The organism is Bacillus sp. TE8-1, assembly GCF_008368855.1.
Taxonomy (GTDB): Bacteria; Bacillota; Bacilli; order Bacillales; family Bacillaceae_G; genus Bacillus_A; species Bacillus_A cereus.
Window position 1 is genome coordinate 25,418 of the sequence record NZ_QPET01000049.1, and the last position, 12,178, is coordinate 37,595.

Consider the following 12,178-nt stretch of genomic DNA (forward strand, 5'->3'; position numbering starts at 1 on the left):
GAAAGAAAGAGGAAGGAGCGAGCGAAATGTTTTTAGCTCTGCGTGAATTAAAACAATCAAAATTACGATACGGATTAATCGGATTGATTATGGTGTTATTATCATTTTTAGTCCTTGTTATTTCAGGATTAGCAAATGGATTATCATATGATAATGCTTCATCGATTCAAAATATGGAGGCAAATAAGTTCGTTTTAGCAGATGATGCGGAAAATAAATTACTTCGTTCACAAATTAAGAAAGACGATGTAGATAACGTAGTAAATCAAGTAGGTGACAAAGAGGCAGTTCCGTTTCGTGTGAAAGTTTCAACATATGAAAAGAAAGATAGTTCGAAAAAGGTTGATATCGCTATTTTCTCAAGCGAACGAGATTCATTTTTAGAACCGAACATTGTAAAAGGTGAGAAATTAGGTACAGCAAACAACGAGATGGTTGCTGATGAATCGATTAAAGAGAAGGGAATCGATATTGGAGATACAATTATCGATCCTGTTTCAAAGAAAGAATTTACAATCGTCGGATTTACGAAAGATCAAATGTTTAGCCATACACCAGTCGTTTATGTAAATGAAGACGTATGGGGATCTATTTCACAACCAAACCAAAAAGATTATAGTGCAATTGCACTTAACACAGATAAAGAAATTAAAAATGCTCACGTTATCGATAAAAAAGAAGTACTGCAAAGTATTCCAGGATTTAAAGAAGAGCAAGGAACATTAACGATGATCATTGCGTTCTTACTTGTGATCGCTGCGTTATTAATTGGTGTATTCTTCTATGTTATTACACTACAAAAAACACAGCAATTAGGTGTATTAAAAGCAATTGGTACAAAGAACTCATATTTAGCAAATAGCTTAGTCGTACAGGCGTTATTCTTATCAGTCGTTGCGATGGTAATTAGTATCGTTCTTGTACAAGGGTTAGAACAAATTTTACCAGCGGGTATGCCGTTCTTATTAACAACACCGATGATTGCACAATACGCAGCAATCTTTATCGTAATTAGTATTTTAGGAACACTTATTTCGTTATACCAAGTATTAAAAGTTGATGCATTAGAAGCAATTGGAGGCGGGATGTAATGACTTCATTATTGAAATTAGACAAAGTAAGTAAAGTGTACGGAGAAGGGAATACGGAAGTAACAGCCCTTCATCCGATGTCGCTTGATGTGAAAGCTGGAGAGTTTATCGGAATCGTCGGTCCTTCTGGATCAGGGAAAAGTACATTATTATCAATCGCGGGTGCACTATTATCACCGTCAAAAGGGGATATTTACATTCGTGAGCAAAATATTACGAAGCTATCAGAAAAGGAAATGACAGACATTCGTTTGAAAAAAATCGGCTTCATTTTCCAGTTTGCAAATCTTGTTCCATATTTAAATGTGAAAGAACAATTGCTTTATATTGCAAAGCTAAAAAAAGAAAGTAAACAAGAATCAGAAAAGCGTGCGGATCATTTATTAGCGGCATTTGGATTAGGAGAAAGAAAAAATCATTATCCAAATCAACTATCTGGTGGGGAAAAACAAAGGGTAGCAATTGCTCGTGCGTTCATGAACAACCCAGATTTAATATTAGCGGATGAGCCAACGGCAAGCTTAGACTCAAAACGCGCACGTGAAGTTGTTGAAATGATGAAACGTGAAGTGAAAGAGAGCCAAAAAGCAGCGATTATGATTACACATGATGAAAGAATGCTTGATGTATGTGATCGCATATTGACGCTTCGAGATGGACAGTTAATATAAAGAAAAAAGGCCAACCGTACATGCGGTTGGCCTTTGTATCATTGTTTTTAATAAGTATAATGGCTTTATTTTGAGAATAACGTTTTAATTTTATTGCGTGTTATTAATAAAATCCCGCCTAATACAGATAGCATTCCTAGAGCCATATTGTTTGATTGCTCGCTACCAGCGTTAGGAAGTTCTTTAGCGTTATTGTTTTTAGTACTATTATCTGCTTGCGTTTGTTTAGACTGTGACACTTCATTAATCTTGTTATCAACATTTTGCTTCGTTGTATGTAACTCAGCTAATTTGTCGTCAATTTTTTTCTCAGTATGCTTAAAGTCGTTGATTTTAATATCTAAGTCTTGTTTTTTCTTTGTTAAATCGTCTGAAACAGTTTGTTTCGATTGTTTAATTTCGTTAATTTTATTTAGTAAATCTTCTCTAGCCTTTTGTAATTCAGCTAGTTTGTTTTTTACATCTTGTTTAGCTAGTTCTAAGTTAGCAGAAAGACTGTCTAAATTGCCTTTAATTTTCTTAAGTTCCTCTAACGTATTACCAGTATTCGGCTTGTTTTCTTTTAGTTCAGCGAGTTTGTCTTCAGCAGTTTGTTTCGCTTTTTTTAACTCAGCTAATTTTTCATCTACTTGTTTTTTAACTTCCTTAAGTTCATTAACCTTTTGATCAATGTTCTCTTTATGTTGCTTCATTTCATTCACTTTTTCATCGACAGTTTGTTTATGTTCTTTAATCTCATTCACTTTGTTATCGATATTTTGCTTATGCTCTTTTACTTCAGCAACTTTATCTTCTACTTGTTTTTTATGCTCTTTAATTTCAGCGATTTTATCTTCGGCGATTTGTTTGTCTTGCTGAAGTTTTGCATCTAACTCTTGTTTATGTTGTTTAATCTCGTTAATTTTTTCATCAGCAACTTGTTTACGTTCATGTAGTTCATTCACCTTCGTATCAACATTTTCCTTAACCTTGTTAAGTTCATTCAATGTTTGATCCACGTTTTCTTTGTGTTGCTGCAATTTCGCATCTAACTCTTGTTTATGTTGCTTAATTTCAGCTAATCGATCTCCCGTACTTTGCTGAGGAGTAGCATCATTTACTTCCGCATGAGCAGGGTTCGCGCCAGCAATCATTGCTAAAGCTAGTGTAGACGCAGCGATTGTTTGTTTTGTTTTCATATTTTTGTACCTCTTTTCTTTCATATGCATGAACTGTTTTGTGTAAAAATGAGCATATAGAAGTAGATTATTTTATTATTATATACTATGTTAGGCGCTTAGAGGAAGGATTTGCATAATAATCTATGATTATGTAATTTTTATAATCTCTTATTTGGGGTAGGGGATAAACCTTTAGCTAGATGAACAATTTCTTCTATAGTAAAGCTTACATCTTTATTATTGCGAATAACAAACAAATAATCAGCCTCGTTTTCTACAGGATCTACCACATTATCGTGAAGTGATTCAGTTTGTTGTCGATCAAGTACTTCTTTGAAACTAGAATATCCACCTCTAAAAATATTCGTACTTCGCGTGCTTCGAGCCACTCTTTCGTAAAGTACATCATCTGGAATGTCAAAATGAACTAATATGCGTACATATTCATTCTGTGGAAATAATTCGTTTAGTAAATAGAATCTTCCGTTTTTACTGCGATTGGAATTACAAATAATAAGGTGTAAATTTGTATGTTCTTTCGCATAATCAACAATGAATTTTGAAAGACTGTGCTTTAGTGTATTTGATCCTTCTGTCGGTTGTAATTTTTCATAATGCGTGTTAATAAATTCAGCTTGATTATCTTGATCCATAACGAAAGAGTGGGGTAACTCTTTTTCTAATGCTCTTGCAAATGTAGTTTTTCCACTGTGTGTTTTTCCAACTGTAATGATGACTAATCTTTTCATGACGCCCTCCATTTGTATTGTTATGAACTGGAATATTCTGTGTAGATCGAAATCTTCCTGCTAGAGATTACACAAATTATTGGAGCGTTAGTAGGCTGAAAACTTGACAAAAAACTTATTTATGCTATAATTTACCAATATAAAAATAAGGTGTATAATAGGGTTCTCCTGGCCAGGGGAACCCTATTTTTGTTGTGAAAATGAAGGAGAGTGTATGTGCGTGAAACAAGGTGAAGCAAGTGTAACGACGTTAGTATCAGCTTTCAGCAGGGCATATCATAGTGAATTTGATAATCCGAAAATCTTTGATGATTATGTAGCTAAAGAGTTCATTTCGCCAAAAGAACGAATTAATATTGAAACGAATATGGTTCAAGGAATACATTTCTTCAATACAGACATTGCACAGCAGTTTCAAGACAATCCAAAAGAAATATTAAAATGGATTACGCAAGTTCAGTTATCACCAACACCTTTAGCACGTGCGGCATATTGTGAAAGAGTATTACTACATGAAATTACATTAGGAGCGAAACAATACGTCATACTCGGTGCAGGCTTAGATACGTTCAGTTTTAGACACCGAGAATTGGAAAATAAAATAGAAATATTTGAAGTGGATCATCCTTCTACGCAGGTGTTTAAGAAGGAAAGAATAAAAGAAACAGAACTTGAAGTTCCAAAAAACCTTCATTTTGTTTCAATGGATTTTACGAAAGGATTTTCCTATGAACAGTTAAGCAATGAAGGATTTGAACATAAAAAGACTTTCTTTAGCCTTTTAGGTGTTACGTACTATTTAACGAAAGAGGAACTTGCTAGTTTATTAGAATGTTTATTCGAGATGGTTCCGGCAGGTAGTTCTATCGTTTTTGATTATCCCGATGAAAACTTGTTTACAGAAAAGGGACTGTCCAATCGAGTTGAAAATATGGTAAAAATGGCTGCGGTAGGCGGAGAACCGATGAAATCATGTTTTTCTTATGCCGAAATGGAAGCACTGTTAGAGAAGGCGGGCTTACTCATTTATGAACATTTATCGCCAGAAGACATAAATAAATTATATTTTGAAGGACGAAACGATTATTTGAAAGCTTTTGAGACAGTGCATTATGTGCATGCGGTGAAAAGGTAGGAAATTAGTAGGCATGGGGAGGAATCTCTGTGTCTTTTTTTATAAAAAAGGAAATGAGCTGTAGTGGTGGAAAATATAATTATAAATATATATAAATTAATGTTTTGTAGAAACTAAAGGAAAGGGGAAATAGAAGATGTTGAAATTACAAGGGAAATACAATGAAGCAAAAGTGTTTACTACGAATGTAGAAAAAACTGCAGCAGGTCAAATTATTGATCTTTGTAACCAAGAATTCGTAAAGGATAGCAAGATTCGTATTATGCCAGATACACATGCGGGTGCAGGTTGCACGATTGGGACAACAATGACAATTCAAGATAAGATTGTTCCTAATTTAGTCGGGGTTAACTAATCGGCTCAGACTTTAAACTACTCACTCAATTGACTGGGAACCCTAACGATAAAAGGCGAGGGCAATCAGCAGCCAGTGGTTATGGTGACATAATCGAATGGTTCAGAGACTTGTACCATGTTAGCAGACTAAGGTACAGAATTATTCCTCATCTATTTTGAATTGAAGAGGAATAATTAATACGGTGAGCCTACAGTAGAGACTGCATATCTCGATGACTGTAGAGAAGGTATAGTCCACTCTTTCAGGAAACTGAGAGGTAAGTACGATATTGGTTGTGGCATGGAAGTTGTTATGATTAATAAGAAAAAAGAGGAAATCAACTTCGATCACTTAGACGAAACGATACGTAAATTTGTCCCAAGTGGTTTTCGTATTCGAGATAAGGAACATCGATTTTCAAAAATGATTGATTTTGATAGTGTAAGAGCCCCGTTTACATTGCAACGTGCTCAAAAAAGTATTGGTACACTTGGCGGGGGCAATCATTTTTTCGAACTGAATGAGGATGATAAAGGAAATGTATACATTGTCATTCATAGTGGTTCGCGTAATTTAGGGAAACAAGTAGCAGAGTATTATCAAAACTTTGCTTACGAGCAACTTATAAACGTTAAATCTATTAAAGAAGAAATGATTGAGCGTTTAACGAAAGAAGGTAGACAACAAGAAATACATGAAGCTTTACGTGAAATTAAGAAACCGGTGATTCGCAAAGAATTAGCTTATTTAGAAGGACAAGGATTTAAAGATTACATGAATGATATGAAAATTGCTCAAAAATATGCGGAGTTAAATCGTAAAGCAATGATTGATGAAATCGTCACTAAAATGGATTGGAATGTAACCGATCAATTCACTACAATTCATAACTACATCGATATGGAAAATATGATTCTACGAAAAGGTGCTATTTCAGCTCAGAAAGATGAACGAGTAATCATTCCAATTAATATGAGAGACGGTTCTATCATTGCATTTGGTAAAGGGAATCCAGATTGGAACTTTTCTGGACCGCATGGGGCAGGACGTATTATGAGCCGTAAGAAGGCGAAAGAAGTACTTAACTTAGAGGATTTTCAAAATACAATGACAGAGGTTTGGACGACATCTGTTGCAGAAAGTACTTTAGATGAAGCACCAATGGTATATAAACCAATGGATGAAATTATTGAGAATACAAAAGAAACAATTGATATTAAACATATTATTAAGCCACTTTACAATTTTAAGGCGAATTAAAAGAGGAGTAATGTTTATTAAAGAAAGAGAACTTGAAAAGATAGCATATTTTGTGGCGGTTATATAACGGAGATTAAAAAGACAACATATTAAACTAAGAGATTCATCATATTCATTTACATGTATGTAATGTAAAAGACTAGAAAGCTAGATTGGCGTGAATCGCGAATTGTGGAGTGCAAAAAACGACAAAATCTCTTAAAAAACACTTAACTTTTTACTCCATCTATCTTTACAATCCCTCTTTATAATGTGAATTGGACAAGCACCTAAGAGAAAGCAGAACATGTCAGTTTGTACATTCTATTATTAGGGGGAGAATTTGTATGAAAAAGACAGTTGCTTCGTTAGCAGTTATGGCGGCATTATTACCGACGTTTTCAGTGCATGCGGAAGGGAAAGAGCAAGCCCGAAAATCAGCTACAACTTTTAATGTTATTAGTGATATTCAAGGGGATTTAGGGGATTTTGATCATGTGCTAAAAGATATGAACAAAGTGACGCCACTTTCTAGAGCGCTTATTATGAATGGGGATATAACGCCGACTGGACAACAGTCACAATATGATGATGTAAAGCGTGTGTTAAATAAAAATAAGCATCCAGAAAATGTATGGTCTACTGTTGGGAATCATGAGTTTTATGCTGGTAAATGGACAGCGGATGGGAAACTCTCTCAAAGTACATGGCCAAATGGTGTAACTGAGGAAACTTTATTTAACCGCTATCTGAAATTTAGTGGACAAGAAAAGGTATATCATAAAAAAGAATTAGATGGTTATCCGCTTCTATTTTTAGGAACTGAAAAATATATGAAATACCACGATTCAAAAATGTGGGACGAAGTATATATGAGTGATGAGCAATTAGGTTGGTTAAAACAAAATTTAGAAGAGTATAGTCAAAAGGATAAAAATAAGCCAATCTTTATTCTCTCTCATCATGTTTTACCGGATACAGTATCTGGATCAAGACAATCACCATATTTACAAGACTATTTAAACGTCGATAAATTGTATGATATATTAAAAGACTATCCGCAAGTTGTTTTCTTCACGAGTCATACGCATTGGGATTTAAACTTACCTGACTGGGCTGGTAAAAAGAAAATTAAAGGCGGAGATGAAAAAGGATTTACTGTTGTAAATACGGGCGGGATTGAAACAGGCTGGATGTCAGCAGGACCAAATGGAGGAGAGAAAACTGCTCCAGATGGCTATTCATTTAAACAAGGGTTACAAGTGAAAGCATATGGTAACGATGTAATCGTGACAGCTTACGATTACAAACGTGATAAGGATATAAAGAAGTTATTAATTAGTGATTCAAAAATTGCGCAGATGGCACCAAATGTAACGGCAGATGATAGTAAAAATATAATTGTCGGTGCAACTGAATATATGGAGTACACTATAGAAGGAACGAATGAGTGGCATACGTATAGTAAAGCAAATCCTCCGAAATTTGATGGAGATAAAGTCGTATACGTACGCCATAAAGGTGAAATGAATTTAGAGCCGGGATTAACGCAGTTACTTCGTTTTACGGTAAATAAGTGATTGGAGGGAGTCTGCATTTGAATGTGTGGGCTCTTTTTTTGTTGATGAGAAAGGGGTTGCCTGTCTGTCGTTTTTTGTCGATAGATCGATATATTAAGAAAATCGTTGATATACTGCAAGTTACGATCGATATATTTGAAAAATCGTTGATATATTGTAAGTAATGAACGATATATTTAAAAAATCGTTGATATAAATTTCATGTACCGTAATTAAGTTAAAATCATTAATACGGTTTTACTTATCAAAATGAAATTCTAATACATTTTTAACCGAGAAAGATGACTTCACCATTTTTACGTGTAATAATAGTAACGTTACATATATTGTGAAAGAAGTACAAAAGGAGCGTTACAATGAATTTAGCTAAATTCCCGAGAAAAAAATATACAGAATCATATACACCAATTGAAAAGTTAAACAATTTTTCTGAAGCACTTGGTGGTCCGACTATTTATTTTAAACGAGATGATTTACTTGGTTTAACAGCCGGTGGCAATAAGACGAGAAAATTAGAATTTTTAGTTGCAGATGCACAGGAAAAGGGTGCAGATACGTTAATTACAGCTGGTGGTATTCAGTCAAATCATTGCCGTCTGACACTGGCAGCTGCGGTAAAAGAAAAAATGAAATGTATTCTTGTATTAGAGGAAGGGCTTGAGCCAGAAGAGAAGAGAGACTTTAACGGAAACTATTTCTTATATCACTTATTAGGTGCTGAGAATGTCATTGTTGTACCGAACGGAGCAGACCTGATGGAAGAAATGCATAAAGTAGCAAAAGAAGTAAGTGAAAAAGGTAGTACACCATATGTAATTCCAGTTGGTGGATCAAACCCTACGGGCGCAATGGGATACGTTGCTTGTGCCCAAGAAATTATGGCGCAATCATTTGAGCAAGGAATTGATTTCAGTTCAGTTGTTTGTGTAAGTGGAAGCGCTGGTATGCATGCTGGTTTAATTACTGGTTTTTCTGGAACGCAAAGCCATATTCCTGTAATCGGGATTAACGTAAGTAGAGGAAAAGCTGAGCAAGAAGAGAAAGTAGCAAAACTTGTAGATGAAACTTCAGCACACGTTGGTATTCCAAACTTTATCCCGCGCGACGCTGTTACGTGCTTTGATGAATATGTAGGATCAGGCTATGCGTTACCAACGCAGGAAATGGTAGAGGCAGTTCAGTTACTTGCGAAAACAGAAGGTATTTTACTTGATCCAGTGTATACAGGTAAGGCAGTAGCGGGATTAATCGACTTAATTAGAAAAGGTAAATTTAATAAGGAAGACAATATTTTATTCGTACATTCAGGTGGTTCACCAGCTTTATATGCGAATACGTCTCTATTTGCGTAAGTGTAAAAAGCATTGGGTATCCAATGCTTTTTGTTATATACTGGACTATTTGAGCTGCGGACCAATTCTATCACTTTAATTAACTAAAAGAAGAATTTCCCCATCCCGATTAAACTACTGATCATTCCTATTCCACTCATGGTGCCTTTTCCTGCTGTAAGTAAGTTTCCAAGCATTCCCAGATGACCGTTACCTCCGTTATTTCCCCATCCCATTGGGGCCCACGGACCACCCCATCCTGGAGGGTTTCCAAAAACACCCGAGTTATTGGTATTGAAATGAAAAGGCTTGGCTGGCGGCGATAGTAAAGCTGCAAGATGACCTTGTGCGAACATCCCTGTATGATTGAATGGTTGCGCCCAGGGGAAGGGAGGTTTTTGAAAATTAAAACCTGCATGACCTGGTAATGGAGTCCAATTAGCAGGGTGGCCTTGTGGTATTATCCCTGCATAATTAATTGGCTCCTGCCCCAAAGAGAAGGGAGGAGGTTGGGGATTGAACCCCGTATAATTGGCTGATGAATCCCAACTAACTGGATAAACTCGGTAACTCCAATTCTCAGGAAGCTTCAAATCATTCATTACCTCAAATTTAGTTATTTCGGGCTGTGAATATAATGAAATTTTGTTATTATATTGTTCCCCGTTTCCCTGTGACTTCAAATACCAATATTGGTGCATACGCTAATTCCCCTCACTTTAAAAATGTAATGTTAGACTTAGCCTATGTAATATTCCTTTTTTTGGATGGTTACATAACTAGATCTACAAGCCTGTATTTAAAGGAATGGGTGCGTGGTCTTGTTGATTTTTCTCACTGCCTGTAAAATTCCCATTGATTTAAAGTTTCACTTTATTTTAGAAGGGTATTTTCAGTTGCTTCTTTTTGTATTTCAGCCTAATTTAAATTCCGTTAACAAACGTTTTTATAAAGGTTTCATCAACAAAAAGATTTTAAAATGGTATGTTGAGCAAGTGGAATTGCTAAAAAGAGAATATCTATTCGAAGAGTTTGGCAAAATACTGCAAGGGTAATGTTTTCTTGTGCAAATATGTAAACGATTTAAACGAATCAATGAAATTTATAATGAAGGGGCAATTAAATATATGAATGAAACATTACATAAAAGAAAACCACCATATGTAATGCTTGTAATCCTTTTTATTGGGGCATTTGTTTCATTTCTAAATAACTCCCTTTTAAATGTAGCCTTGCCATCAATAATGAAAGATTTAAACATTCAAGATTATTCAACGATCCAGTGGCTTTCTACAGGGTATATGCTTGTAAGTGGTATATTAATTCCGGCCTCAGCATTTTTAATAACGCGTTTTTCAAATAGGAGCCTATTTATTACATCTATGGTGATTTTTATTCTTGGTACTGCCTTAGCGGCTGTAGCACCGAACTTTGGTTTATTACTTACTGGTCGGATGGTTCAAGCGGCAGGCTCTTCAGTTATGGGACCTTTGTTAATGAATATTATGCTAGTAAGCTTTCCGAGAGAAAAAAGGGGAACAGCAATGGGGATTTTTGGACTAGTTATGATTACAGCTCCAGCAATTGGGCCGACACTATCAGGTTATATTGTAGAGTATTATGACTGGCGTTTGCTTTTTGAAATGATTTTACCGTTAGCAATCATTAGCTTACTGTTAGGGATTTGGAAATCTGAGAATGTCATGAAACAAAACAAAAATGCAAAACTTGATTATCTCTCATTACTATTATCTTCTGTCGGTTTTGGCGGTCTGTTATATGGATTCAGTTCTGCAAGCTCCGATGGCTGGACGAATAAAGTTGTCTTAACAGCCTTAATCATAGGCGCCATTGCCTTAATTGCTTTCATTATCCGTCAATTAAAAATGGATGAGCCGTTATTGGATTTACGTGTTTACAAGTACCCAATGTTTGCACTTGCGTCTGTAATTGCAATTGTTAACGCGGTGGCCATGTTTTCGGGTATGATTTTAACACCAGCTTATGTACAAAACGTCCGTGGCATTTCGCCGCTGAGCTCTGGGCTGATGATGCTTCCAGGTGCGGTAATAATGGGGATTATGTCACCAATTACAGGTAAACTATTTGATAAATATGGTCCTCGGATTCTTGGCATAGTAGGGCTTTCCATTACAGCTGTTTCAACTTATATGTTGGCAAATCTGCAAATTGACTCTAGTCACACACATATTATTCTTATTTATACACTGCGGATGTTTGGGATGGCGATGGTGATGATGCCACTTATGACAAATGGTCTTAATCAATTGCCAACTCGCCTAAATCCACACGGTACAGCTGTTAATAATACAGCTCAACAAGTGTCCGGTTCGATTGGTACTGCTATTCTTGTTACGATTATGAACTCTGTAACAAAAACAAAAGCTGAAAGTTTAATGTCTGATATAGATCCAACAACCTTTACAGAAACTACGAAGGCAATAGTAACTCAGAAGGCTTTATTATCTGGAATTCAATATTCATTTTATGTAGCGCTTGGCATGAATGTTGTTGCACTACTATTAGTTTTTTTCGTTAAACGTGTAGATACAAGTGCGGAAGCTGTCGAGAAGTTAAATCGGTAGAGAAGAATAAAACGTTAGATAATGATTCCTACAAGTTGTTTGCTGCTAAGGCGCCGGTATTTAAAGCTGGAAAAGAACTGAAAGAAGCAGTGAAATAATTATGTGGTGAAAGAGGACCTGATGTTCATATCAGGTCCTCTTTCATTAGTAACACGGTATATTGCTTATTGTATTGGTTTAACTAAACCACTGATTTTTCAAATACTACAATCTTAAGCTCGTCAACTTCTCTATTTTGGGGTGTTTTAGAAGAAAATGAATCAAAATAATCATTTTTAT

General features: G+C 35.5%; 11 protein-coding genes. 8 read left to right on the top strand and 3 right to left on the bottom strand.

All coding sequences use genetic code 11. The features are described 5' to 3' along the window. The first annotated feature begins 26 nt into the window (after positions 1 to 26). Complete coding sequence (locus DN404_RS29505; RefSeq protein WP_006922800.1) at positions 27 to 1,091, top strand: ABC transporter permease; 1,065 nt, start codon at positions 27 to 29, stop codon at positions 1,089 to 1,091. Then, positions 1,091 to 1,762: an ABC transporter ATP-binding protein gene (locus DN404_RS29510; protein WP_000202606.1), complete on the top strand. Its 672-nt coding sequence runs from the start codon at positions 1,091 to 1,093 to the stop codon at positions 1,760 to 1,762. Before DN404_RS29505 ends, DN404_RS29510 begins: the two co-directional genes overlap by 1 nt. A gap of 65 nt (positions 1,763 to 1,827) precedes the next feature. Here the strand turns inward: DN404_RS29510 and DN404_RS29515 are convergent, their stop codons facing one another. Together DN404_RS29515 and DN404_RS29520 are read right to left on the bottom strand one after the other, a co-directional pair. After that, complete coding sequence (locus tag DN404_RS29515; protein WP_000851000.1) at positions 1,828 to 2,940, bottom strand: LPXTG cell wall anchor domain-containing protein; 1,113 nt, start codon at positions 2,938 to 2,940, stop codon at positions 1,828 to 1,830. A 140-nt stretch (positions 2,941 to 3,080) separates the two neighbouring features. Beyond that, positions 3,081 to 3,671, bottom strand: a complete 591-nt coding sequence (locus tag DN404_RS29520; RefSeq protein WP_000826991.1) for an ATP-binding protein — start codon at positions 3,669 to 3,671, stop codon at positions 3,081 to 3,083. Between the two features lie 214 nt (positions 3,672 to 3,885). Between DN404_RS29520 and DN404_RS29525 the strand changes: the two genes are divergently transcribed. From DN404_RS29525 to cuyA, 5 genes are all read left to right on the top strand, one after another. After that, the gene (locus DN404_RS29525) at positions 3,886 to 4,806 is read left to right on the top strand and encodes a class I SAM-dependent methyltransferase (RefSeq protein WP_149215820.1); all 921 of its coding nucleotides are present in this window, start codon (positions 3,886 to 3,888) and stop codon (positions 4,804 to 4,806) included. Between the two features lie 136 nt (positions 4,807 to 4,942). Continuing rightward, positions 4,943 to 5,161: an RtcB family protein gene (locus DN404_RS29530; protein ID WP_000916240.1), complete on the top strand. Its 219-nt coding sequence runs from the start codon at positions 4,943 to 4,945 to the stop codon at positions 5,159 to 5,161. A gap of 282 nt (positions 5,162 to 5,443) precedes the next feature. Next, positions 5,444 to 6,403, top strand: a complete 960-nt coding sequence (locus tag DN404_RS29535; protein WP_042867097.1) for an RtcB family protein — start codon at positions 5,444 to 5,446, stop codon at positions 6,401 to 6,403. Positions 6,404 to 6,729: 326 nt separating this feature from the next. Beyond that, positions 6,730 to 7,962 (top strand): DUF4073 domain-containing protein, encoded by a 1,233-nt coding sequence (locus tag DN404_RS29540; RefSeq protein WP_016122836.1) that lies wholly within the window; start codon positions 6,730 to 6,732, stop codon positions 7,960 to 7,962. A 356-nt stretch (positions 7,963 to 8,318) separates the two neighbouring features. After that, the gene (gene cuyA, locus DN404_RS29545; RefSeq protein ID WP_016122835.1) at positions 8,319 to 9,314 is read left to right on the top strand and encodes a D-cysteate sulfo-lyase; all 996 of its coding nucleotides are present in this window, start codon (positions 8,319 to 8,321) and stop codon (positions 9,312 to 9,314) included. Between the two features lie 83 nt (positions 9,315 to 9,397). On the opposite strand, the gene DN404_RS29550 is transcribed toward cuyA, so the two are convergent. Beyond that, positions 9,398 to 9,994 (bottom strand): hypothetical protein, encoded by a 597-nt coding sequence (locus DN404_RS29550; RefSeq protein ID WP_149215821.1) that lies wholly within the window; start codon positions 9,992 to 9,994, stop codon positions 9,398 to 9,400. A 426-nt stretch (positions 9,995 to 10,420) separates the two neighbouring features. Here DN404_RS29550 and DN404_RS29560 point away from each other — a divergent pair, with 426 nt between their 5' ends. Next, positions 10,421 to 11,899, top strand: a complete 1,479-nt coding sequence (locus tag DN404_RS29560) for a DHA2 family efflux MFS transporter permease subunit (RefSeq protein WP_149215823.1) — start codon at positions 10,421 to 10,423, stop codon at positions 11,897 to 11,899. Positions 11,900 to 12,178 lie beyond the last annotated feature (279 nt).